The 24,837-nt window shown below is 51.4% G+C and carries 25 protein-coding genes; 5 read left to right on the forward strand and 20 right to left on the reverse strand.

Translation table 11 applies throughout. The features are described from left to right. The first annotated feature begins 168 nt into the window (after positions 1–168). Together JK231_RS15840 and JK231_RS15845 are read left to right on the forward strand one after the other, a co-directional pair. Positions 169–1,725 carry a maltose/glucose-specific PTS transporter subunit IIC gene (locus tag JK231_RS15840; RefSeq protein WP_211729026.1) on the forward strand — a complete coding sequence of 519 codons (1,557 nt, stop codon included), beginning with the start codon at positions 169–171 and terminating at the stop codon, positions 1,723–1,725. Continuing rightward, entirely contained in the window at positions 1,722–2,411 is a 690-nt protein-coding gene (locus tag JK231_RS15845) for an N-acetylmannosamine-6-phosphate 2-epimerase (RefSeq protein ID WP_211729027.1), read from the forward strand. The genes JK231_RS15840 and JK231_RS15845 overlap by 4 nt, the downstream gene beginning before the upstream one ends. Before the next feature lie 69 nt (positions 2,412–2,480). Here JK231_RS15845 and JK231_RS15850 read toward each other — a convergent pair whose 3' ends face one another. From JK231_RS15850 to JK231_RS15860, 3 genes are all read right to left on the reverse strand, one after another. Beyond that, complete coding sequence (locus tag JK231_RS15850) at positions 2,481–2,696, reverse strand: YdgH/BhsA/McbA-like domain containing protein (RefSeq protein WP_034829885.1); 216 nt, start codon at positions 2,694–2,696, stop codon at positions 2,481–2,483. Between the two features lie 338 nt (positions 2,697–3,034). Then, complete coding sequence (locus tag JK231_RS15855) at positions 3,035–3,346, reverse strand: cupin (protein WP_211729028.1); 312 nt, start codon at positions 3,344–3,346, stop codon at positions 3,035–3,037. Positions 3,347–3,432: 86 nt separating this feature from the next. Beyond that, on the reverse strand, positions 3,433–4,563 hold the full coding sequence (locus JK231_RS15860; protein ID WP_211729029.1) for an MFS transporter: 1,131 nt from the start codon (positions 4,561–4,563) through the stop codon (positions 3,433–3,435). Between the two features lie 135 nt (positions 4,564–4,698). Between JK231_RS15860 and JK231_RS15865 the strand changes: the two genes are divergently transcribed. Then, the gene (locus JK231_RS15865; RefSeq protein ID WP_211729030.1) at positions 4,699–5,448 is read left to right on the forward strand and encodes an IclR family transcriptional regulator; all 750 of its coding nucleotides are present in this window, start codon (positions 4,699–4,701) and stop codon (positions 5,446–5,448) included. 41 nt (positions 5,449–5,489) lie between these two features. Here the strand turns inward: JK231_RS15865 and JK231_RS15870 are convergent, their stop codons facing one another. The 16 genes from JK231_RS15870 to JK231_RS15945 form a co-directional block, all read right to left on the reverse strand. Beyond that, entirely contained in the window at positions 5,490–5,795 is a 306-nt protein-coding gene (locus JK231_RS15870; protein WP_211729031.1) for a CcdB family protein, read from the reverse strand. 3 nt (positions 5,796–5,798) lie between these two features. Continuing rightward, positions 5,799–6,017 (reverse strand): type II toxin-antitoxin system CcdA family antitoxin, encoded by a 219-nt coding sequence (locus tag JK231_RS15875; RefSeq protein ID WP_034829890.1) that lies wholly within the window; start codon positions 6,015–6,017, stop codon positions 5,799–5,801. A 237-nt stretch (positions 6,018–6,254) separates the two neighbouring features. Continuing rightward, positions 6,255–6,470 (reverse strand): YdgH/BhsA/McbA-like domain containing protein, encoded by a 216-nt coding sequence (locus tag JK231_RS15880; RefSeq protein ID WP_034829897.1) that lies wholly within the window; start codon positions 6,468–6,470, stop codon positions 6,255–6,257. Between the two features lie 108 nt (positions 6,471–6,578). Continuing rightward, positions 6,579–6,731, reverse strand: coding sequence for a hypothetical protein (locus JK231_RS15885; protein ID WP_176505793.1), 153 nt, complete (start codon positions 6,729–6,731; stop codon positions 6,579–6,581). 92 nt (positions 6,732–6,823) lie between these two features. Further along, on the reverse strand, positions 6,824–7,039 hold the full coding sequence (locus JK231_RS15890) for a YdgH/BhsA/McbA-like domain containing protein (protein WP_097119047.1): 216 nt from the start codon (positions 7,037–7,039) through the stop codon (positions 6,824–6,826). A gap of 127 nt (positions 7,040–7,166) precedes the next feature. After that, positions 7,167–8,060, reverse strand: a complete 894-nt coding sequence (locus tag JK231_RS15895; RefSeq protein ID WP_211729032.1) for a dihydrodipicolinate synthase family protein — start codon at positions 8,058–8,060, stop codon at positions 7,167–7,169. Between the two features lie 71 nt (positions 8,061–8,131). Beyond that, entirely contained in the window at positions 8,132–9,460 is a 1,329-nt protein-coding gene (locus tag JK231_RS15900) for a cytochrome c (RefSeq protein ID WP_211729033.1), read from the reverse strand. Further along, a complete protein-coding gene (locus JK231_RS15905; protein WP_211729034.1) occupies positions 9,453–11,057 on the reverse strand; it encodes a GMC family oxidoreductase in 1,605 nt (534 codons plus the stop codon). The genes JK231_RS15900 and JK231_RS15905 overlap by 8 nt, the downstream gene beginning before the upstream one ends. 20 nt (positions 11,058–11,077) lie before the next feature. Continuing rightward, a complete protein-coding gene (locus JK231_RS15910) occupies positions 11,078–11,578 on the reverse strand; it encodes a sorbitol dehydrogenase family protein (RefSeq protein ID WP_211729035.1) in 501 nt (166 codons plus the stop codon). 56 nt (positions 11,579–11,634) lie between these two features. Next, positions 11,635–13,014 carry a cytochrome c gene (locus JK231_RS15915; protein WP_211729036.1) on the reverse strand — a complete coding sequence of 460 codons (1,380 nt, stop codon included), beginning with the start codon at positions 13,012–13,014 and terminating at the stop codon, positions 11,635–11,637. A gap of 2 nt (positions 13,015–13,016) precedes the next feature. Continuing rightward, positions 13,017–14,645, reverse strand: coding sequence for a GMC family oxidoreductase (locus tag JK231_RS15920; protein ID WP_182058550.1), 1,629 nt, complete (start codon positions 14,643–14,645; stop codon positions 13,017–13,019). Positions 14,646–14,665: 20 nt separating this feature from the next. Further along, a complete protein-coding gene (locus JK231_RS15925; RefSeq protein WP_160834277.1) occupies positions 14,666–15,205 on the reverse strand; it encodes a sugar dehydrogenase complex small subunit in 540 nt (179 codons plus the stop codon). Positions 15,206–15,568: 363 nt separating this feature from the next. Beyond that, the gene (locus JK231_RS15930) at positions 15,569–16,510 is read right to left on the reverse strand and encodes a sugar phosphate isomerase/epimerase (protein ID WP_211729037.1); all 942 of its coding nucleotides are present in this window, start codon (positions 16,508–16,510) and stop codon (positions 15,569–15,571) included. Positions 16,511–16,537: 27 nt separating this feature from the next. Then, a complete protein-coding gene (locus JK231_RS15935) occupies positions 16,538–16,966 on the reverse strand; it encodes a PTS sugar transporter subunit IIA (protein WP_211729038.1) in 429 nt (142 codons plus the stop codon). Positions 16,967–17,000: 34 nt separating this feature from the next. Next, the gene (locus JK231_RS15940; RefSeq protein ID WP_211729039.1) at positions 17,001–18,011 is read right to left on the reverse strand and encodes a Gfo/Idh/MocA family oxidoreductase; all 1,011 of its coding nucleotides are present in this window, start codon (positions 18,009–18,011) and stop codon (positions 17,001–17,003) included. 15 nt (positions 18,012–18,026) lie between these two features. Then, positions 18,027–19,436 (reverse strand): sugar porter family MFS transporter, encoded by a 1,410-nt coding sequence (locus tag JK231_RS15945; RefSeq protein WP_211729040.1) that lies wholly within the window; start codon positions 19,434–19,436, stop codon positions 18,027–18,029. A gap of 754 nt (positions 19,437–20,190) precedes the next feature. Between JK231_RS15945 and JK231_RS15950 the strand changes: the two genes are divergently transcribed. Further along, positions 20,191–21,060 (forward strand): AraC family transcriptional regulator, encoded by an 870-nt coding sequence (locus JK231_RS15950; RefSeq protein ID WP_097119035.1) that lies wholly within the window; start codon positions 20,191–20,193, stop codon positions 21,058–21,060. Positions 21,061–21,120: 60 nt separating this feature from the next. Here the strand turns inward: JK231_RS15950 and JK231_RS15955 are convergent, their stop codons facing one another. Then, entirely contained in the window at positions 21,121–22,212 is a 1,092-nt protein-coding gene (locus tag JK231_RS15955) for a YncE family protein (protein ID WP_034829915.1), read from the reverse strand. Between the two features lie 447 nt (positions 22,213–22,659). Here JK231_RS15955 and fhuE point away from each other — a divergent pair, with 447 nt between their 5' ends. Beyond that, complete coding sequence (fhuE, locus tag JK231_RS15960) at positions 22,660–24,834, forward strand: ferric-rhodotorulic acid/ferric-coprogen receptor FhuE (protein WP_211729041.1); 2,175 nt, start codon at positions 22,660–22,662, stop codon at positions 24,832–24,834. Positions 24,835–24,837 lie beyond the last annotated feature (3 nt).

The following is a 24,837-nucleotide window of genomic DNA, read 5'->3' on the forward strand; positions in this document are numbered from 1 at the left end:
TCTCCATTAGCCAATATTGATGGCGCTTAGTGTGCGTAAAGGCCCTGCTTTGTGCCAGCAGAATTGATTATAAGTGAAAGCTATCACACTAATGGTAGTAATTTTCATCCGATGAAGTAGATTATGATAATAATTTTTACCACAACAACACCTCGGGGATAAAAATTTATGTCAATGTTCAGTGGAGCCTCTTCAGGAGGCTGGTTTGAAAAAGCGCAACGTTTTGGAAAATCCTTTATGTTGCCGATTGCGGTATTACCTGCCGCCGGCTTGCTATTGGGCATTGGCGGCGCGTTATCCAATCCCAACACTGTTAAAGCCTATCCGTTTCTGGATATCGCCTGGCTACAAGGGGTGTTCACCATCATGGCCAGCGCAGGTTCGGTGGTATTCGCCAACCTTGCGGTGCTGTTTGCGGTGGGCGTGGCGGTAGGTCTCGCGAAAAGCGACAAGGGCACAGCAGGACTGGCATCTCTGCTCGCCTATCTGGTGATGAATGCCACCATCAATGCCCTCTTGACGCTTACCGGCGTGCTGGCCAGCAGTAATCTCAGTGCCGTGGGTCAAGGTATGGCGCTGGGCATTCAAACGCTGGAAACCGGCGTGTTTGGTGGTGTTGTGATCGGGCTGGTCACCGCGTTACTGCACAACCGCTATAACAAAATTGCCCTGCCACAATTTCTCGGCTTCTTTGGTGGCTCACGCTTCGTCCCGATTATTAGCTCGTTTGTGGCGATTATCGTTGGCGCGGCAATGACCATCGTCTGGCCGCATTTTCAGAAATTGATATTCGGTATGGGTGGACTGGTCGATGCCACGGGGTATTTCGGCACTTTCATATACGGCTTTGTGTTGCGCATGCTCGGCCCGTTTGGTCTGCATCACATCTTCTATCTGCCTTTCTGGACTACCGCTTTGGGCGGCAGTGAAATGGTCAATGGTCATCTGGTTGAAGGCACTCAGCGCATTTTCTTCGCTCAGTTGGCCGATCCCAATACGCAGCAGTTTTATCTGGGGACGGCGCGCTTTATGTCGGGCCGCTTTATCACCATGATGTTTGGCCTGATCGGGGCTTGTCTGGCGATGTATCACACTGCCAAACCCGAGAACCGCAAACGTGTGGCCGGTTTGTTATTATCCGCCGCCCTCACCTCATTTCTGACTGGGATCACCGAACCGATTGAGTTCTCGTTCCTGTTTGTGGCGCCAGTGTTATATGTGATTCACGCGCTGTTCGATGGCCTGGCCTTTATGATCGCCCACATCCTGCACATCACCATTGGACAGACCTTCTCCGGCGGTTTAATCGATTTCATTCTGTTCGGTGTATTGCAGGGTGAAGCGAAAACCCACTGGATGTATGTGCCCCTGGTCGGCGTGCCATGGTTCCTGCTGTATTACTTTACCTTCCGCCTGCTGATCACTCGATTCAATTTCAAAACGCCAGGCCGTGAAAATGTCAGCATCGATACCTTGCCAGTTGCCGCTGGCGAACGCCCTTTGCAGGTGATTGAAGCGCTGGGCGGTAAAGACAATATTGCCGAACTTGACTGCTGCGCCACACGTTTGCGTATCACACTAAACGACAGTTCTAAACTTAATGAAGCCGCATTGAAGGCCACGGGCGCTCGCGCGGTTATCCAGCGTGGCAACGGCGTACAGGTGATCTATGGCCCGCACGTCACCATTATCAAAAATGAAGTTGAGGAGTTACTCGCGCTATGAAAGCAAACATGCTGGAGCAAATTAAAGGGAAACTGGTGGTGTCTTGTCAGGCACTGGAAAATGAACCCCTGCACAGCGCCTATATCATGTCGCGTATGGCATTAGCCGCGAAGCAAGGTGGCGCGTCGGCAATCCGCGCCAACAGTCTGATCGATGTAGAGCAGATTATGCAAACCGTGGATTTGCCCATTATCGCCATTATCAAACGAGATTATTCAGGCAGTGATGTATATATCACTGCCACGCTCAAAGAGGTCGATGAATTGATGGCGGCGAATCCAGCGATGATCGCGCTGGACGCCACGCAACATCAGAGGCCTGGCGAACTGCAGTTGCCGCAGTTGGTGGCGGCGATTCGTCAGCGCTATCCGCAGTTATTGCTGATGGCAGATATCGCGACAGTTGATGAGGCGTTGCTGGCGGATGAACTCGGCTTCGACTGCGTAGGTACTACGCTGCATGGCTACACGGCGGAAACGCGCGGAAAGTATCTGGCGGCAAATGATTTTCACTTTCTGCGTGAAGTATTAACAGCAGTGAAGGCGCCAGTGATTGCAGAAGGCAATGTGGAAACACCTGAGATGGCGGCGCAGTGTTTAAAACTGGGCGCGCATTCTGTGGTGGTCGGTGGCGCGATAACCCGTCCTCAGCAAATAACGCAGCGTTTTGTCAACGCAATCAGCTAATACGTTTTATTAGGCCTTAAATAGCAAAGCCGCCCGAAGGCGGCCTTAACGCTGAAGCGGAAACTGAACTTATTTGTACAGTTCTGCCGTCATGTGCACACGGTTGTTGGTGTTCGCTTCAGTGATTTTATACTGAGCGCCCTGCTGTTGTGCGACTGCGGCAACTTTCGCTTCGGCACCGTCAAGAGTTGAAGACTCAACGGAGATGCTCTGGGCAAAGCTGGCAGCAGACATCAGTGAAAGAGCGGCGGCAGCGGCGATGGTCAGTGTTTTGATAGTTTTCATGGTTTTATTCCTTTGGGTTGTTTGTGAAGGCTGTGTGCCTTCGATGGAAATAATAATACCCTAGGTTACCATTACCATATTAACTATTAGTGCGATCATGATGATCCAGCTAATCATGCACAGCGTTACTGTCACATCGACTGTCATAATGATCAGGATGTTATCCACATTTCGGGTGAAAAGACTGCGCGCTAACCTGTGGATAAATCACCTCCCACCGCCAACCACGCCAGCTGCACTGCCGTGGTTACTTTTCGTACGAGCTTGCGCCTGATTGCTCACTCATCTCCTGTTACGCCTAACGGATCAAATCGTTACCGATTACGGTTAGTGTGGTTTCATACCGAATCCTCTTTCTCAACCACCAGTACCCGCGCGGCGCCCTGCGGATGGGCAACATGCTCGGTTCCCACACTGGCAAAGAAAATATCACCGACATTCAACATCACTTTCTGTACTTCGCCCTGCTCGCGGTAATGCATTTCTACTGCACCATCCAACACCACAAAGACCTCTTCGCCGTCGTTGATGTGCCAGCGATAAGGTTTATCAGTCCAATGCAATCTGACGCTGGTACCGTCGAAATTGGCAATATCGACGGCATCCCAGGATTTGGCTGGAGTAAAGTTTTTACTGATGATGGTTTTCATGCGGATCCTAAATGATTGAGATTGCGCACTATCTTAACGGTAAGCCATAGATGGATGAGGACATGCATCGACCCTTTTCGGACAGATTAATTCCTCACCACGGCGAACTTACGCAAAGCAACAATATTCATCACGGCCAGTATTGCTGCGGCAATAAAGGTCATCGCCACCTGGCCGGGAATATAAGCCATAAAGGCCGCGAGAAATTGCCCGGCAAAGATTGCCATCGATAAACGCGCCAGTTGTCGTCCACGCTCATGCGGTTGGCTGGTTTCAACCGTCATATGGTTGACCAGAGGCACTGACAGGCCAAATCCTATGCCTAACAGGATGCCGCCCGGCAGGCACAGCAGCATGTCCGGTGCAGCAGCAAACTCCAGGTGCGCCAACATATAACAAACGAACGCCATGATCAGGGTTGGATAAGGACCAAATTGCAGTGCCACATGCGGCATCAACGCTGCAGCCAACACGGCCACCAGCGAAACGATTGACAGAAAATACCCGATATGATCGGCATTAACGCCCAACGCAGCAAAGCGTTGTGGCAGCATGATGATGGCGGTATAGAAACACATCATGGAGCAGATGGCCGCCAGCAATACCGGACGCAATGCCCGATCGCTGTTGGTTGCGCCTTCATCCCTGGTTTCAGTGGCGATTTGCTGTTGCGGACGTGGAAACAAAATGACCACCAATGCGAGCAGCAACCAGGACAAAAGATAGAGTGCATAGGGATAGCGCCAACTCAAGGAAGCCAGAATCCCGCCAATAAATAAAAACACCACTCCACCAAGTTCGATAGCCATGCCCTGACGCGCCATCATTTTAAGTCGTGCTTCAGCCTGATAAAAACTGGCAATTAAACTGGTTCCAGCCGACATCACTACGGCGGTAAAACAGCCTAATAGGACACGATCAATGATCTGCAGGGGTGCGCCGGGTAACCAGGCACCCGCCACGCCCAATCCGCCGTAACAGAAAAGACCCACAAGAAGCATGGGGTAAGCGCCATAACGGTCTATCGCTCGTCCGGCAAAAGGCCCTGCCAGTACTACGCCCAATGCTGGCAGCGTTACCAACCAATTAGCCAGATGTGAAACTCCTAATTGCGCAGCAATCTCACTCAATCCCGGTACGATAACGCAGCCCACCATGATGGTCAGGCAACTCACCGCCAATAACGTCATTGCCGCTGCAGGTTTTAATACAGTCATGAATACACCTATCCGCATAATGGGTTTATCATCCACATATCGGACATGAGTGTTAGGGTAATCGCGTGTGATGTCAATCGCTAGCGGGTAACGTGATAGAGTGGCGCGTGGGTAAATCGATGAAACGGATGAATAATGGTCGCAGATACTGAAGCTAACGGATCACAGGTGATTGCACGTGCCGCCACCCTTTTGCGCGCACTGGAAAATCGCCCCGCTGGATTATCAATATCCGAACTGGCGAAATCGACTGCGTTACCGCGAACCACGGTTCATCGATTGGTGACCTCTCTGATTGCGCAGCAGTTGCTGATCCAGGACAGCGCGGGAATTAAATTGGGGCCAGCACTGACCAGACTTGCCGCCTCAGCGCACACCGATATTATTGCGCTGGCGCAACCGGCGATGGAGACGCTGGGGCGTCGCACCCGCGAAACGGTGGACTTGTATGTCTGGCGTGGCAGCCACACGGTACTGGTCAGCCAATATGCTTCGGATCAGGAGCTGCGCGTGGTTTCGCCCATCAGCACAGCCTTTCCTTCCCACTGCGCCGCACATGGCAAAGCCCTATTGGCGGAACAGCCTGAGGAGCTTTTGACGAGGTTAATGCCGCAGTTGAATGAGGTGCGCACCCTGCAAACGTTGAAAGATCGTCAGCCTTTGCTGAAAGCGATTGAGTCAATTCGCCAGCAAGGTTATGCGATTGATCGGGAGGAGCATGCGCGCGGCGTTTGTGGCGTCAGTGTTGCTCTGCACACCGGGCCGGGTGAACGCTATGCCCTGGCCTTAGCCGTGCCGGCTATGCGCTTCGATGAGCAGTTTCCCCAACTACTGGCCGCGCTGATGCAGGCGAAGGCAGAAATTGAAACGCTGGTGGCGCGCTAAAAAGATAAAACCCGCCAGGGCGGGTTAGATTTGAGAGTGGTTTACACACCCCAAAACAGAATGTTAATAGCGTCTTTAATTTCAGTTTCGTAGATTGCAAGACTTCCGACTTTATCGCCAAACACGCTGTTTGAAACGCTAACGACATCGTCAGTTTTCAGCCGATAAGCAGTGCCATTGAGTTGAACGATTGGAAGGAGCTCTTTACTCACTTTTTCAGAGAGTAAAGAGGCATCAACAAGCGGGATGGCCATTCTAAATCCCGGTGTATCAAGGATGTTACTTTGAACATCGACAAAAAGTTGGTAATGACTGGTCCGCTTATATTCATAAACATCAAATTGCATGAGTTACCACTTCCTGTTCTCATCAGCGAACGAGCCAAACTTTTGGTTAAAAGCGGCAAGTTCTTCCATGCCCTCACGATTTTCTTCCTTCCAACGTTCCCCTTTAATGCGCTTAGCCTCTTTGGCGTAAGCCGCATCCGCTAATGCAGAAACGTTAACGCCGGAGTCAACCAAATATTTATAGTTGTCTTTCTCAACGGTGATACTGACTTTGCCTCTCATTTAGCCCCCTAAATCGATGTCGTTTAGAGGTATACTATATGGGTATACAATGAGGGTAAATAGTCACCATTGCCAAATCTGTGTCAGGGAAATCTTAATATTACAGATTTAAGGTATATGAGGGGGGCCTGGATGACCTTAGAGATCATCTAAGTAGAACGTATGAGAGGCGGTTACTTAGTTCGGAAACAGCAAAGCCGCCCGAAGGCGGCCTTAACGCTGAAGCGGAAACTAAACTTATTTGTACAGCTCTGCAGTCATGTGCACACGGTTGTTGGTGTTTGCTTCAGTGATTTTATACTGAGCGCCCTGCTCTTGTGCCACTGCGGCAACTTTTGCTTCTGCACCGTCAAGAGTTGAAGACTCTACGGAAATGCTCTGTGCAAAGCTGGCGGCAGACATCAGTGAAAGAGCGGCAGCAGCGGCGATGGTCAGTGTTTTAATGGTTTTCATGGTCATATTCCTTTGGGTTATTGATGAAGGCTGTGTGCCTTCGATGAAATAATGATAACCTTAGTTATCGTTTCTATATTAACTATTAGTGCGATAATGATGATCAGGCTAATTATTATTCGCAAGCAAGGTGCGCACGGTCGAGATAAACTGCGGCCACTGATGGAAACGCATTACCGGCATATGTGCATGACGCTGCGTGCGCAGCGCTTCAACAAATGCACTGGCTTGCTGATCAATCTGGTCATGATTCTGTTTCATGATGCGGTCTCCACTGCATTACGCCTCTCAACGAAAAAGGCCGCCCCGTAAGGCGGCCTGCTCCGGCACTTCCCTGTGCAACCATCCGATAATTATTTGTACAACTCAGCGGTCATGTGCACGATATTGCCGTCGCTGGCTTCAATGATTTTGTATTGTGCGTTCTGCTGATGTGCCTGAGCAGCGATTTTCGCTTCCGCACCGTCCAGAGTCAGTGAAGTGGCAGATACTGTTTGAGCAAAGCTGGCAGCAGACATCAGTGAAAGAGCGGCAACAGCGGCGATTGACATTGCTTTGATAGTTTTCATGGTCATATTCCTTGGTTTGTTTGATGAGAAGGCTGTGTGCCTTCGATGGAAGCGATAATAACCAAGTAAACTATATCTATCTTAACTATTAGTGCGATCATTATGATCGCACTAATAGTTAATTAGCCTAAGACAGACTCAGAAATTCAATCACTTGTCGCACTTCCCGTTGATCTTTACTGGATAATGCCCGTAGTGGGCGTGGCAAATTATTCTCGTCCGCCAGGCTCAGGAGAGCCGCTGCAGCCGCCATCACTCGGATACTTCCGCCATGCTGACGGAACAGCGCCCAAAGCGGGGCTAACCGTTGGGACTGCTCGGCGACTGCAGTGAAATCCCCTGCCTGAGCGGCTCGGGTAAGCGCTAATGCCGTGTTGGGGAACAAGCCACCACACACGGAATACCAAACCTCACATCCGGCCATAAGACCGTTACCCGCTGAGGCATCGCCGCTGACGCCGATACTAATGCGTTCAGGCAGTTGCGCACGCAGTGCGCTCACCCGCTGGGTAGCCGCTGACATTTGGTCAGGAACACCGGGGATTTTTATCGAAGCTATGTTGGAAAGCGCGGCTATCCGTGCGTAGAGCGCGTCGGAAAACTGCGTGTGCGTCGTGCCGGGGTTGTCATAAACACAAATGGGCACCGAGACGTGCTGAACCACCTCGGCATAAAAATTAAACACTTCTTCTTCGGTGAGCTTTTGGTACGAAACTACCGGCAATAGCAGAGCTCTTACGCCTGCCTGCTGCGCATCATCAGCCAGCCGCAACACTTCATCAGTGCTAATCGCGCCTATGCTGACCATTACCGGAATACCGTCTGCATGCTGGACCGCGAGTGTCGCCACGCGCTTGCGTTGCTCTCGGGAGAAGTAGGCATAGCTGCCGGTTGAACCCAGCACGCCCAGCGTGTCGACCTTAGCGGCAGTTAAGCGCGCCAGAATCTTTAGAAAGGATTGTTCGTCGATGCCTGTAGCATTGACGGGGGTCAGTGGGAACGCACTAAGACCTGAAAACATAGCCAGCTCCTGTTAGATAACGCAAAAGCGCATCTTAACAACAGCTGGCTATTTGTCATAGGACAAAGCCGTCAGCGTTTGTCCCTTTTTCTAAATCTCAACCAGATCAGAGCGATCACTACAATGATGCCCGCAGCAGCCATGCCAAGCCGCGATACCAGCATCAAAGGTGACGCGTCACCGCCCGCGCGCAATGATTTCACACGCTCCTCAGTGATTTGCACCTTGCTGTGACCGATATCCTGCATCACATAGTTAGTGACGGCAGCCACCTGATGGTCATTCAACTCACCGGCAAAACCAATCATCCCCTGATCGTGTTCTGGCCATACGCCATCCAATACCGCCATCGCCACATTATCGGCGTTAGGCTTGTTGAGCACCGGATGATTCTGCAACGCTGGCAAACCGTTTAGCCCTTCACCTGTCAGGTTATGGCAGGAGGCGCAGTTGTTGCGATAGATCTGCTCACCTTCGCTGACCGCAGCCAGTGGCGTGTCGTCGCCTCGCACTGGCGTCCAGTGATTCGTCGGTGCTGGCTCAGCCGCAGCACTATCCTGCGGCAGCAGATACGTTGCAATAGCCTGACGATCTGCTGGCGTCATGCGCGAGAAGCTTTTATCAATGGCTTCGAGCATCGGTCCACCCGCCGTGGCGCCGTTGCTGGCATGGCCTGTCGCCAGATACTGTGCCAGCATGTCACGCGTCCAGTGCGGTTTTCCCTGCAACGTAGCCGCCGTGATATCGGGTGCAAACCAGGTACCCAGTGAAGCACCCTGCAGGTTCTTATCCTGCTGCTCCGCCATCAGGAAATTACGCGGCGTGTGGCAGGTGCTGCAGTGGGTTAAACCCTGCACCAGATAGGCGCCGCGATTCCATTCTTCTGACTGCTTCTCGTCCGGCTGGAAGGGCTTGCTGTCCATAAACAACAGATTCCAGGCTGCCATGCTGAAACGCAGATTGAAGGGGAACGGCAATGCCGTTTTCTCAGGCTGAATATCTACCGGCTGCACACCCTGCATAAAGTAGGCATACAATGCAGCGACATCCTCATCGGTGAGCTTCGCGTAAGCGGTATACGGCATCGCCGGATAAAGTTGACTGCCATCACCGCGAACCCCTTTACGCAACGCATCGGCAAACTGCTGCTCGCTGTATTGGCCGATCCCTGCCGTTTTAGAGGGGGTGATATTGGTACTGAAGATCGTGCCCAACGGGCTGGCAATCGCGTGGCCGCCACTGAAAGGGGCTTTACCCTCTTCGGTGTGACACGCGCCGCAGTCACCGGCAATCGCCAGATACTCCCCGCGCTTAATCAGTTGCTCATCCGCTGCATGCGCTTGTGAAACAGCCAACGCCAACGTGCCTGCTGCAAGCAGGGCTTTCCAGTGCTTAGCCATGTTGCGTCTCCTGCAGGATTTTGTCGGCGGTACGAAGAGCCAGCGCCATTGCCGTGAGCGTGACGTTACAGGTGCCCACCGTTGGCATCACACCCGTGCCAACCATAAACAGATTATGATGATCATGTGCACGCCCCCACGCATCGGTCACACTGGTCGCCGGGTCGAGGCCCATAGAGAGCGTGCCGGTGATGTGCTGACGATTAGAGAACTTGCCAGTTTTGCTGTGCTTAATGTTGGTTGCGCCGAGTTTGGCCGCAATCGCGTCATAGCATTCACGCGTTTTTTCGGTGCCTTTGATGACATAGTCGTTCACGTCCCAATACAGCGATGGCGTGGGTAAACCCAGCTCGTCCTTGTTGCTGCTCAAGGTCACGCGGTTGTTCGGATCGGGTAACTGCTCAAGCGCATTTTTGATGCTAAGGCGACGCGCGGCGCGGAAGCGAATCGCTTCCTGCAACTTCTTGCCAAACAGCCCTTCCGCCAGCGCTTCTTTAGTCACTGAGGCAACCTGTGAGGCGTTAGAGATATCGATACGGAACGGTGAATGTTCGCTGCGGAAATCGCCGTCACGGAACTGACCAATCGAACAAGGACTCACCGGGCCACGCCCTGGCCAAATCTCTTCATCGACGTCAAAAGTCACGCCTATCGCCGGGTGATCGCACAGGTTGCGACCCACATTATCGTGCGCGTTGGCGATACCGTTCGGGAATTTATCGCTGACAGACATCAGCAGCAGTTTTGGGGTTTCAATCGCGTTGGCGGCCAGTACAAAGGTTTCAGCCGTGACACGATGGCTGACTTTGTTCCAGTCATAGTAATTGGCTGCCACGATATTGCCCTTGGCATCGTGCTCCAGCTGATACACCACCGCTTCGGTGATCACTTTCACGCCGCTGTTTTCAGCCTGCTGTGCGGCAATCCCGCCGTGATACTGGGCGTCGATTGGGCAAAGCGGCATGCAGTTGTTATTGCCGCAGCAGGCCGGACGGCCATCGTAACTGTGGCTGTTGCGACCCGTGCTGTCATCGAGCACGGTGAAGTCGGGTGCCAGGCGTGCGGTCACGCGTTGCTGCAACCAGGACGCCGGCACGCGTTCCATCGGATAAGGTTTGCTGCGCGGCGAACCATTGTCCGGCGATCCGCCGACCCCCGCGATCACTTCCGCCTGATAGTAGTACTCTTCCAGGTCGTCATAGCCAATTGGCCAATCTTTGCCGACGCCATACTGGCTGTGCTGACGGAAGTCGTTGGGAACAAAGCGCCACAACTGCGCCGCCCAGTGCCAGCTGGTGCCACCAAACATTCGAATGTACTGCGCAGCAAACGGATGCGGCCCGGCCTGATGCAGGTAATCATTCGGTTCCGGTGTATAGCGCGGATGCGGTGCCTTGGGCGAGAACGGATACGGCGACATAAAGTCAGATTTGAACGCCGATGCACGGAAACGCTCAACCAGCTGATCGCGTGCTACTTTCGGGCCGGACTCTAGTAACAGTACTGATTTACCTGCTTTTGCCAGACGGGTCGCCAGCAGCGAGCCGTTAACGCCCGCGCCGATAACAACCACATCGGCGGAATTATTGTTTTTCATAACGACATTACTCTTCTGAATCAGGGCTGTTGCGCCCAGCTACCACATTTGCCGTAGGAGAAACTCGGCGGCACTAATTTGTCATCCACCAGCAGATTGGCGAGCGTGTTCACGTAGGTGACATACAGCGCGTGATTGCCTTTGCCGACCACACCGTTGTACCAGCCGCCAAGTATCGCTTTTGCCAGCTTTTCGCTGTCCGCATCCGAGACAAACGCCAGGTGATCTTGCTGCAGCAGTTCTGGCTGGTTTTGCAGTAACGCCTTCAACTGTGCCAGCGCAGGGAGAAAACCTTTCTGCGTCTGACTCAGGGCCAAAAGCAGCGCACGCCCAACGGTGGCGTTCAGGGGTTCTTGTTGCGTCAGCAGTTGTGAAACCTGCATAAAATCATCCAGCCCAGCCACGTTGGCCGGTGACTGGGCGGCGTTAAGGCGCGGCAACGGCAAAAGCTGGCCTGCGGCGCTGGCAATCGTCACCAGCCCGACCATCTTCAACACGCGGCGGCGTGAGTAGTGCTTCATAGTGTCTTCCAGTAAAAACGTCGCCTGCCATCACAGGCGACAGAATAAAATCGAATCTATTTTTTATGTCTGCGGCGCATCAGCCACCACATCAGCAGTGCAACTACCACCAACGCACCGACGCCTACCCCGACCTGCGCCAGCATCACCAGTGGTGATGACGGTCCACCACGACGGATTTCCGCCACCTGATCTGGTGAGACGGTTGCGTCAACATTGCCGTAGTGATGCAAGATCCAGTTCGACAGCGTGGCAACTTGCTGATCATCAAGCTGATTCAGTGCGTTCGGCTGCGAACCAAACGGCGGCATAAACACATCACCTTCGGCGGTATGACGCTGCACACCGTAAAGAATGGTAGCAATCAGGTTCGACGGATTACGCTCTGCAGTAGCACTATTATGGAATAGGCTCGGATAAAACGCGTCTTTGGTTCCCTGGCCGCTGCTGCCGTGACACGACGCGCAATTGCCGGAGAACAGGCGAGCACCTTCATCGCTGGTGGGCGCGTTGAATACATCACCACGGAACGCCACCAGATTTTGAGCCGCTTTACCCTGTTCGAAGCGCGAAGCGCCGCTCGCAGGTGCATCTTTATCCGTCACGCTGCCCATGTATTCGGCAATGGCGGCCAAATCGGCATCCGATAAGTGCTGGAAGCTGTGGGTAATCGCCTCCGCCATGCTACCAGCAGCCTGCGCTTTCCCCGCGAGACGACCGGTTTTCAGGTAAGTAATCAGATCCTGCTGTGACCACTGGCCAATCCCACTCACCGCGTTGGCGGTGATATTGGGCGCGAACCACGGGCCGACCTGCGCACCAGTAAAGGCATCACCCTCTTTCTCCTGCATCAGAAAACCACGAGGGGTGTGGCAAGTGCTACAGTGCGCTGCGCCATCCACCAGATAGCGTCCGCGATTCCAGCTGTCAGAGTGTGACGCATCCGCTGTGTAACCCGGAGCTTTCAGGAACAGCGCGTTCCAGAACATCATCGAAAAACGCAGATTCAACGGGAACGGCAGATGGGTCTCTTCCGTCGTGTTATCCACCGGCTGCACGCCTGACATGAAGTAGGCGTACAGCGCATGCACATCTTCATCCTTTAAGGTGGCGTAAGCGGTGTAAGGCATCGCCGGATAAAGATTGGCGCCATCGGCACGCACACCTTTACGCAGCGCATCAGCAAATTGCTGCTCACTGTAGTTGCCAATCCCTGCGACCTTCGACGGCGTGATGTTGGTGGCGATGATTTCACCCACCGGTGATTCAATCGCTTTGCCACCGGCGAAGGGTTTACCGTGTTCAGCGGTATGACAGGCAGTACAATCTGAGGCTACCGCTAAATATTCGCCTTTTTTGACCAAGGCATCATCAGCGGCATGAGCGGCACCGCTCGCCAGTGCCAGAACCAGCGCGATCTGTTTTATTTTCAACATGATTACGCCTCCAGAGCCTGTTTAACGATGGCATCAGCGGCTTTAAAGGCGAGCGCCACCATCGTCAAGGTGCTGTTACCGCAGGCGGTACTTGCCATCGCCCCGCCGCCCGGCAGGAACAGATTGCGGTGATCGTGAGCGCGACACTCATTATCCACTACCGAATTAGCCGGGTCGTTACCCATGATGGTGCCACCCATGATGTGCTTGCTCTGGTTGAATTGTTTCGAGAACTTCTTATCGATCGCGCCCATCGCTTCGGCAATCTTGTCAGCGATCGGTTTGGAGTAATTCAGGTACGAACGGCGAACATAGTCGCCCACATTGTAGTGAATGGCCGGTTTCGGCAGACCAAGCCAATCCTTTTTATCGCTCAGCGTCAGGCGGTTATTGGCATCAGGCAGGATCTCATGCGCCAGCACGATATCGGCGGTGCAGGCGGTCATGCGGCGGATTTCTTCATCCAGTGCTTTACCCACCAGCCCTTTCTCCAGTGCGCCAAAAGTGACGAAGCGGTTGCGCGCAAAGTTGTTGAAGCGGAAGTAAGCACCCGCATGCTCAGAACGGAAATCGCCTTGCGAGGTTTCCATAATGCCGCTATTCACCACTGGTCCTACGCCCGCCCAATAAGGTTCATCCAGCGTTAAGGTCATGGTGATTTGTGGATGGTCCATCATGTTGCGGCCGACTTGATCGGAGCTGTTAGCAATGCCGTTTGGATTACGCGAGTCAGCTGACATCAGCAGCAGTTTCGGCGTCTCCAGTCCGTTACAGGCGATGATGAACAACTTGCCGCTGACGCGATGGGTTTGCTTGTGCTGATCGTAGTAGTGCACCGCTTCGATTTTGTTGCCGGCATTGGTTTCAATACGCCACACCACCGCGTTATCAAGGATGGTGGCACCTTTGGCTTCGAGGCGGGAAAGTGCCGTCGCACCATCATACTTCGCGCCCACCGGACAAACCGGCACACAGTTGTTATTGGCGCAGCATGCCGGGCGATCGTCATAGGACATGCCGCTGTTACGGGCCTGCGCGGTAGGGATGTTATGCAACCCCAGCTTCTCGCGCACCACTTCGGTAAAGCGTGCTTCCCCCGGTCCAAACGGCAGCGCGGGCATCGGATAAGGTTTCGAACGCAGTGGCGGCCATTGCAGTGCCGGATCGTCCGGTCCACAAATGCCGAGTTTATATTCAGCACGGGCGTAATAAGGTTCCAGCGTCTCATAATCAAACGCCCAGTCACGGCCAACGCCGTAGCGAGAATGCAATTGCATATCCGCAGGCGTTAAGCGCCAACATGTTCCTGCCCAGTGCCAGGTCGATCCGCCCGCATAGCGCACATAGCTTTGCGCATAAGAGTCTTCGCCGCTTAATTGCAGATACCCTTTGCCCGCCCCTGCCGGTTCCGGATGCGGAGCCCAATCGCGGGACGGGTAGCACTCAATCGGGTTGCCTTTGGCCGCCAGGGGTAGATTGCGATAATTTTCAACGATTTCGGCACGCGAAACGCGCGGGCCGGCTTCCAGCATCAATACCGGAATGCCGGCATCAAGCAGTTGCTCAGCGATCACCACACCGACCACGCCGGTGCCAACGATCACCACGGGTGACTGAGAAGGAGCTGCCATATTTTATCTTCTTTTATTGGTCAGAATTTCGGTACGGGAAGAACCGGTGTGTTGGTGCGCTGCCAGTTATTTGGCCCACTGATGCCGTAAGACGGAATCGTGATGGTGTCCATCGTGGTGTTCCAGGTCAGCGCCTTTTCATAAGCGAACGCTTTTGCCGAACGTTTCGGTTCGAGGCAGCCGGTGTACCAGCCAAAGATGATTTTGTGCGCCAGTTGCTGCAAAGCACCTTCCGGAATCGCCGGGAAGAAATCCTCAACGATCTGCGCCTTATTAGCTTTGGCAATTGCCAGCAGATGATTGAGATTTGTCATGAGTTCCGGCTGTTCGAGTTCCAACAGCGCCAACATGCGCTGCCCGACCGTATCATCCAGTTTGTGATTGACCAGAAGACGAGATATCTGCATGAAAGGAATGAAATTTTTCGACGAGTCTGCAAACGCCAAACGCGGAATCGTCGTGGTGATCAGGCCGCCAGCCACGATCACAGCGCCGGACAGTAACACTCTCCGACGTGACAACTGGACCTCGCCGAGTGGCAGGTCTTGCGAAGTACTCATGGTGTATCCCTGGTTAGTGACACGCTCAAAATCCCCGCAAAACGGAGGAAAAAATATCTAATTGATTGATATAACGTAAAACACCCGCCGATTAACAATCACGCAACGCAACGTTAATCAGATACCTTAGAAACGCACGGGTTTTTAATATAATAAATAGATCCTAAACAAAATCCATACGTAATGATGTTTTCGAATCAAAAATGAGTGGGATTGGGCAGGAAAAATGGTGATGTAATCATTTTGAGTGATGTAAGTCGCAGTAAATCTTTAACAAAATGCGATTGAGACCGGATTGGAGTGTAAGAGCGAACTTAAAAAACCGCCATCTCTATGAGACAGCGGCCTTAATTTGATACAAACCTACTGACTCAGCGTTGCGTTCAGCGCATCAATGGAAGTCTGCAGACCAGCCTCCACGCTCATGGTAAGGTCTTCCATCTCCAGCGAGACGTCGCCGTTGTAACCGGTCATGCGCAATACAGAAAAGAACTCTTTCCACCACTTCAGATCCTGACCGCAACCGACAGCAACGTAGTTCCAGGTCCGGGTTTTCGTGTTCGTCACCGGTTGATACTCCATCAAGCCGTCAACGTCGGCCAAACCACGCTCAATACGCGCGTCCTTGCCGTGGACGTGGAACACTGCCCCTTCCAGCTTACGTGCAGCAGCAATCGGGTCCGCACCCATCGCAATCAGGTGCGAAGGATCGAGGTTCATGCCGATCATGTCATCCACCTCGTGACGCAGGCGCAGCAATGTCGAGGGGTTGTACACCAATTGGCATGGGAACTCTTCAATCGCGATTTGTTCTACGCCATGCTGTTTAGCGTGCTGGACAAATTTATTCCACCACGGAATGGCCACCTCATTCCACTGATAATCGATTACACCCGGCATATAATCTGGCCATGAGATGGTAGAGGTAATCCAGTTCGGCACGCGATCTTCTGGCCCCCCACCTGGCAGGCCACTCATCATCACGATCTTTTTCACGCCCAACTTGCCTGCCAACTCAACCGCGCGATAGCTACTTTTCGTGTGTGTCTCACCCAATTCACCCGGTGCCAACGGGTTCCCTGAGCAGTTTAACGCCACGATGCGCATTTCTCGTTCAGCCAGCTCTTGCTTGAACTTCTCCAGTTTTTCTGGCGAGGCCAGAAGTTCCTCTGTTTTCACGTGCGGACAGGGTGACCATCCACCTGCCGTCATTTCTACGCCCTCAATACCGTAGCTTTTAACTTTATCCAGCATCGCCGCGAAAGGTAAATCCGCCAGAACGTCAGTACATAATGCAAGCTTCATTGTTTAATCCTTCATCTGGTGCGTAAATCACGCTTTCTCAAATTGTTCGATAAATTCTTGTTTGGTTTTTGCATTGGCTAATAACGTGGTTTTCACTTCATCGCCGAGCAAATTGGCAATATCAGCTAACAGTGGAATATGTTCATTTTCAGTTGCCGCAACAGCAACGACGACAAACACCACCTTTCCAGCGCCCCAACTCACACCATTTGGAAATTGAAAAACCTGATACCCGGTTTTAATCACCTGGTCGAGGTTCTCTTTCGCACAATGAGGGAAAGCAATACCCGCCCCAATATAGGTAGAAACGCTTTTTTCACGCGCTAACATGCCATTGATAAAGCCAGGTTTTACATAACCGGACTGCTCTAACGCCTTTGCCGCTATCTCAATGGCTTGGTTTTTATTCGCTGCCCAACATTGAAAATGCAGCGCATCTTCCGTCAGTTTCAACATCGTCATTCCTCACTTTTCGCGAGAAGTTAGGTTATTAGCGATAAAGCGCGGGCTGCTCTGGAATCACCACGTCATGTTTCTCGCCATCTTTCAGCGAAGCCAGACCGGCATCACAGACCAGCGCGACGACGTAGCCATCCCAGGAGGAAGGGCCGCTCATTTCGCGACCATCACGCACGCTGTCAACAAAATGCTGAACTTCGCGATCGTAAGCCGTTGCAAAACGTTCCATGCAAGATTGCGCAATGTGTTGTGCATTGCCGTTCAGTGAGCGGGTACTGATGAACTGTTGCTCCGTCAAGGCGGCAATGGCATTTTCACCAATCACTTCACAGCGGATGTCGTAGCCGTAGTGGCAGTTCACAAACAGTTCATCGTCAATACGAACACCGGATTCGGTTTCGAAGATCACAATTAGCGGATCCTGCAAGTGCGGCAATGCGCGGCGGGTTTTCTTACGCGGCTTGTCTACACGCACAGACGTGATATTTTCGTTCAGCAAATAGCGAATGATGTCGATTTCGTGAGTGGCGGAGTCGTTAACCGCCATCTCGAGCGTGTAGCTCTCTGGCACTGACGGGTTGCGGTGAGCACAGTGAATCAACATGATGTCGCCCAACGCGCCCCCCTCAATCGACTGCTTCAGCGCCTGATAACCCGGGTCAAAACGGCGCATAAAGCCCAATTGTAAAAGGCGCTTACCCGCTTTGACCTCTGCATCAATAATTTCTTTCGATTCATCAGCCGTTGGTGTCAGCGGTTTTTCGCAGAATACGGGCTTGCCCGCATTAAAGGCCGCCAAAATTTGCGCTTTGTGTACCGGACCAATAGAGCAGATAAAGACTGCATCGACCAATTCGGAATTGATCATCTCTTCTGCATCATAAAACGCGGTGGCACCAAATTCGTTCGCCACGGCATCGGCTGTTGTGTGGTTAATATCGCAAACAGCAGTGACTTGCGCGCCGGAAATAACATGGTGGAAACGTTTCAGATGGTCCCGGCCGATCATGCCCAGACCAATTAAGCCGATTTTGACTATCATTTATTCATCCTCAGGTTAAAAACGAAATTTCTTTTCAATCTGTTCCAGAGTCAGGCCACGCGTTTCTGGTAAATATTTCACTAGCAGAATAAGCATGATGACGTTGGTCGCGCCGAAGAAACCGAAAGTCATGCCGCCACCGTAATGGCTAAGCAAATAAGGGAAGATAGATTGGATCATAAAGTCGAAGATCCACAGGCCAAATACCGCAAAGCTTATGCCGACACCACGCATTCTTAATGGATAGATTTCCGCTAACATCAGCCAGAATACTGGCGCAATCCAACCCTGCATAAACACCAGGAATACCAACATCAAGCCAAGAATGACATAAGGTGCGTTGGCGAAATTGGCATGCAGCGTATCCACTCCGTTGACGGTTTCAGTGTGGAAGAAGAATTTAAACGCCAGGCCAATTAACACCAGGCTAACGGTTACCCCAGCCTGACCGGTGAAAAACATTTTTCGGCGTGAATGCTTGCCAATCAACGCCATGCCCAGCAGCGTCGCCAATACGGAGATAATGCCGTTTGCCACCGCGCCGGTAACCGCTGCCGCATCACCGAGCCCAGTTGCTTTCAGGACGGTTGGCGCGTAGTACATGATGGTGTTGACTCCAGTCACTCGAGTGGCCAGCACAATCATTAAACCAATCAAAACCAGTTGAATCACCCAGCGATTTTTTAGCTCAGCGAACAGATTAAACTTCACCTGATCAGCCTTAACGATCTGCTGAATCTCTTTCACTTCGCGGTCGACTTCCTCCGGAAGGCGCAATGTTTTCAGCACCTTCACGGCCTTATCCGTTTCGCCACGGCGAATAAAGAAGCGTGGCGATTCAGGCATCATTAACATCCCGAACCACAAAAGCGCACCCGGCAGTGCGGGAATCGCCAGCATAATGCGCCAGTTGTGCTGCATCTCTGGATACAGGTTTACAATCGCAGCGTTAACGGAATACGCCAGGAATTGCCCGGTCACGATCATTAATTCGTTGACCGTCGCCAATCGTTCACGCTGATCTGCCCGCGCTAATTCGGAAATATAAATAGGTACTGTAACGGAGGCACAGCCCACCGCTAAGCCCAGAATAAATCGGGCCACAATCATTGAGGGCACATCCCAGGCGAATGCAGTGCCTAAAGCGCCAAACATAAAGATAGCTGCAACCCATAGCAGGTTTTTACGCCTCCCCTGTTTATCCGATAAATATCCGCCAAATAACGATCCAAGTGCCGCACCGAATAACAGGAATGAGGTAATAAAACCTTCCTGCGCAGGTGTCAGATTCAGGTCATACTTCATGAATATCAGCGCACCGGAAATAACACCGGTATCGTAACCAAAGCATAAACCACCAATCGTCGAAACAATGGTGATTAACCGCATGCGCTGAGGATTTTGCAGGTTCGTTTTATTATACATAGCTGTTCCATCTGGTTGTAAGGTAAAACCGTTGCAAGCCGTATTTTTGGTCAGTCGTCGCTGAGGAATTTTACGCAGCCTGAATCAGAACATTTATTTAATGCACAACATCATTATTGTTATTTTTCTGGCAACGCTGAACACGCTGTCAGTCCCCTTTTCGTTACAACAACGTTATATCAAAGTGAATTCCAAACACCAGTTGCTCTCGCCCACACGATTTAACAGCGTGCGAAAGATCATATATTCCTCACAAAAATCATAAAAACCAGTGATTAAAGTCACATTGCAAATATTATGCATTGACATAGCAAGAATGAAGACAAATAAAAAAAGCCATTTTTTCACATGTTTGTTAAAATATTTCTTCGCGACTATGGCACGCATTCAATGGCACTTATCGCCTGTGGCTTCGACAATTTTGTATTTCCACCTGTTCGAATACAGCAATATTGATGATATTTTCATTTTAGCCCTCAACTTATCCCTATTGATTGCAAGTTCATGCCGCTCAACACAACATCATGCTTTCCTGGTATTTAATGCGTGGGTGTATTTTGATCAAAATAAAAGTGTGATGACGATCAAATTTATATTTTAGCCAATGTTTAAAAAACAAAAATCAACACCTGGCACTCTCCTAAAATCATCAACGCCTTACCTGTCAATGGATTAAATATCAGTAAAAAGCAAAAATGATGATTACGAGGCTGAAAACTAATGCAAGAATAGCGCTATACCAACAGGAGCTACCATGATTACCTTTTGCATCAATGAACATCCCTCCGCCCGTGGCTTCGACAACAGTTTGCGTCCGCGCCTGGCGTTTATGTGCAAAGCAGAAGGTAAAGAAGAGGCCATTCCTCGCGTCATGCACAAGCATGATGACCGCTTTGAAGTGATGTTCATACGCTCAGGCAGTGGCATCTACAACATCGATGGCCGAGGCTATGACGTCAAGCAAGGCGATATCATGTTGTTTAACGCGAATGTACTTCATGACGAAAGCCCTGATGCGTCAGACGATTTATTGATCTTCAGTTGCGGCGTTGAGCAACTTAAGGTTGATGGCTTGCCTCTCAATGTTCTCACCACGCGCGCCCAACCTGCCGTGATGCCCAGCGGTGAGTTTTATGATGAAATTTGCCAGTTGTTTGATCAGATGTGGGCACACGTTAACAGCAAACGGCTCTTTAGTGCCGAAATCGGCGATAACTTACTGAGCGTGCTGCTATTACTGTGCCGCAATATCTGGATTGAAAACAAACAAGAGCAGGAGAGCAATAACACCCTACTGGGACAACGCATCAAAGATTACATTGATAATCACTATAAAGAAGATATCGCACTGAGTTCGATCACCGCTGCATTGAATATGAATCAATTTTATCTGGCGCACGTATTCAAAGATTATTCAGGGTATTCACCCAAACAATATCAGACGCGTCGCCGAATTGGCGAGGCGCAAAATTTGCTATTGAGCACCAATCTGGGTGTCACTGAGGTGGCTAACGCCGTGGGTTACGATAACGTCAATAACTTCCATCGCATCTTTCATAATCTTGTCGGCATACCACCTGCACGCTATAAAAAATTCTGGCTGACCGGGCAACTCAATCGTTAATTTTTCGTTCTTCCAAAAGCAAAATGCCCTCTTTCGAAGGCATCTTTTCATAGCGCAATCTTATTTCAGTGTAATACGCGCAATACCATCGGTGCCTTTAGTTGAAGAGTCTTTATTGAACTCGGCCTTCAAGGTCACATACAGGGTATTGTTATCCGGTCCAATCAGCAGGCTGTTGGGATTCTGTTCGAATGACCAACTGTTCTTTACTGCGTAAGTGGTGGCATCCAACTGCAGTACTTTCTTCGATTCGCGCTGGCTGATGAAGATCTCATTGCGCTTCGCATCGAATTTAATACCCAGAGAATCACCCTCGATACGCTTGATCACTTTACCGGTGCGCTCGTCAAAGACCAATGTGGCTTTGCCTTTAGAATCGTCAGTCACAAACAGGCGGCCAGTGGATGGATCTTCTGCCATGTTCAGGAACAGATACTCTTTACCGTCACCGGCTGTCCAGCGCTTCTCGATTTTGTGGGTGCGCGGATTAATCACCAGGATCTCGCCAGAGCCGTTGGCCGCATAAATACGTTCAGTAACCGGAGAGTAAATAATGCCCGTTACCCATTTGCCCGCATTTTTAATCTCGGTTTTCAGTTTGAAGGTCTTAGTATCGACCACGGAGATATAACCTGGATCGGCCACTCGACCGACATACAACTCATTGCCATGCCACAGCACTTCACGCGCACCCGCTGGGTAGCCTTCTTTGCTGATTTTGCCCGGGAACACTAAACGCTGCAGCACTTTACCGCTTTGCGCGTCCACTTTGGAAATAGCGCCATCCAGTGAGTTGGTGGTGTAGAACACGCTGCCCTGCTCATCGATCGCCGTACCAAAGTTTTTCAGATCGGTGTGTGTCTCACCCTTGGTCTCAAGCGTCGCAGGATCAAGACGATAGATCATACCGCCGTTAACATCTTTGAATGCCTGTGCGCTGGCGACAAACAGTGCTTTCGATGCTGGAGAGTAGGCCATTTCGTACAGACCATCGCCCAGGTCGCGTTTCAACACTGCGGTATCAACCGGTTTTACAGTCTCAGCGGCTGGTGCCTCGGCTTTTTTGGCAGGTGCCTGGCAAGCCGTCAGGCTAAATGCTGCGGCGATCGCCATAGCAACAGTGGCTTTACGCGGGCTAAACAACGATTTCATGCTGAACTCCATCAATGGATGAACGGCTCCGACCACATCGTAGCGGGCGGAAAATATAAGAAGAATGAGAATCATACGCATTAACGTAAAGTAATCAAATATTCGCGTAGATTTATGTGCTCATTCCACCCGGCTAACTCAATTCGCCGCCTGATTTGACGCTACCTGATATTAAAAAAGTGCCAAATCTTGCAAAATAAAAGTGAAAACACCAGCAACTAACGGGTTATAAATCCCTCCAGATGACTGAATTACTTCGTGTTTACACATTATTACACTTCAAATTGAATCCTTGCGAGATTCTATAAAGCAAATGATTATCATTGGCGTTCGTAATTAGATAGTGCATTCGTTTGTTCTGCCCTTTTGGGTAGCATGACGCAACCACCAGCATAACAACCGAAGCGTAATGGCTTCTTATAACCATCAGTTACCACGGAAACGATTATGTCTTTGATCGGCAGGGAATCAGGTATCCGCAAAACGTTCAGCGTTTCATTGTTGGCTATGGCAGTACACGCCCTTCTCAACCCCACATTGGCGCAGGCTGCTGATACCACTCAGCAGGATCTGGTGGTCAATGCGACCACCAGTGACAGCAGTGATGATAATGACAAGCAGGACTATGCGGTGAAAACCACGCGAGCGGGCACAAAGCTGCTACTCACGCCGCGTGACGTGCCGCAATCTGTCAGTGTAGTGACGCAGCAGCGTATGCAGGACCAGCAGTTGCAAACTGTCACCGACGTGCTGAACAACACCACTGGTATCACCAGCAACTTGGTGGATTCTGAACGTTCAGAATACTATTCGCGCGGTTTCAAGATCACCAACTTCACCTTTGACGGCATCCCCACCTCGGTCGGTGATAGCTGGAACTATGGTGATGCAGCCTCGGACACGGCCATTTACGATCGTATTGAAGTGGTGCGCGGTGCCACCGGTTTGATGACTGGTGCTGGCAGTCCCTCTGCTTCGGTGAATATGGTGCGCAAGCACGCCGACAGCAAAGAGTTTACGGGTTCGGTGGACGCTAGCTATGGCAGTTGGGATAAACAGCGTTATGTTGCAGACATCTCAGGGCCACTCAACAGCGAGGGTTCGTTGCACGGGCGCGTGGTGACGGGTTATCAGGATCAGGACAGCTGGCTGGACCGCTATCATAAAAACAAGAAATTCCTATATGGCGTGGTCGATGCGGATTTAACCGACAAAACGACCTTTTCTCTCGGCTACGACTATGAAAAAGCGGATACTCGCGACCCAACCTGGGGTGGATTACCCGTCTTCTACAGCAACGGGTCACTTACCCATTACAACCGCAGCCTGAACTCAGGCGCAGACTGGACGTACTACCACACTGAAGTGCAGAAAGTGTATGCCGATCTGGTGCACAACTTCGATAACGGTTGGAGCTTCCATGTGAATGGCACCCATGCCAAGAATACGTTCAGTGACAAGCTTTTATATGTCATGGGTAATCCAGATGAAAGCACAGGTGAGGGTTCAACAGGATATGGCAGTCTGGACCGCGGTAAACGTGAGCAAACTTCGGTTGATGCCTTTGCCAGTGGACCGTTTGAGCTGTTAGGCCGCCAGCACCAATTAATGGCAGGCTTAAGTTACAGCCGCCAACACAACCAGACTTATAGTCAGGATGGTGTTACTGATCTTGATGAGTATGACATTACCTCAGCGGATATGGGGCCCTTCAACAATAACTGGAATGGCAATATTGCCGAACCTCAGTGGCAGGGTTGGTATCTGAACGCCAATGACGTTATCCGTCAGAAGTCAGCCTATACCGCAGCGCGTTTCTCATTGGCCGATCCGTTGTCATTGATTATTGGAGCGCGCTACACCGAGTGGAGCACCAACGGTAGCAGCGGTAACATGACCAAAAACAATACCACCCCGTATGCGGGTCTGGTGTATGACATCAATGATACCTGGTCAGCCTATGCCAGCTATACGTCGATTTTCCAGCCACAGACTTATCGCGACAGTTCAGGCCATTATCTCTCCCCAGTGACCGGGAAGAGCTACGAAACGGGTGTGAAATCAGCCTGGTATGATGGCCGTTTAACCGCCACCTTCGCAGTGTTCCGGATCCAGCAAGAGAATGTTGGCACCGAAGAGAATGGCGTGTACGTCAACAACAGCAGCGAACAGGCCTACACCGCCACTAAGGGCGCACGCAGCAAAGGCGCCGAGTTTGAACTGAACGGTGCGCTTACCGACAACCTGCAATTAACCTTCGGCGCAACGCGCTATGTAGCGCGTGATTCGGATGGTCGTTATAACCCTGATCAACCGCAAACCCAGTTCAAGCTGTTTACCCGATACAACGTACCGATGTTGCCTGACCTGACCATCGGTGGCGGTATTAACTGGCAGAACCGCGTATTTGAAGATGTGAGCGCGCCAGATGGCAGCACCCAGCGCGTGTATCAGGGAAGCTATCCACTGGCAAACCTGTTTGCCCGTTATCAGGTCACCAAACAGGTTGCGGTGCAAGCTAACGTCGATAACTTATTCGACCGTGAGTACTACACCTATATGAACAACTATGTTTACGGTGAGCCGCGCAACTTCTCGGTTAGCGTGTCATATCAATTCTGATAA

It is taken from the genome of Pantoea sp. JGM49, assembly GCF_018257655.1.
Taxonomy (GTDB): Bacteria; Pseudomonadota; Gammaproteobacteria; order Enterobacterales; family Enterobacteriaceae; genus Pantoea; species Pantoea communis.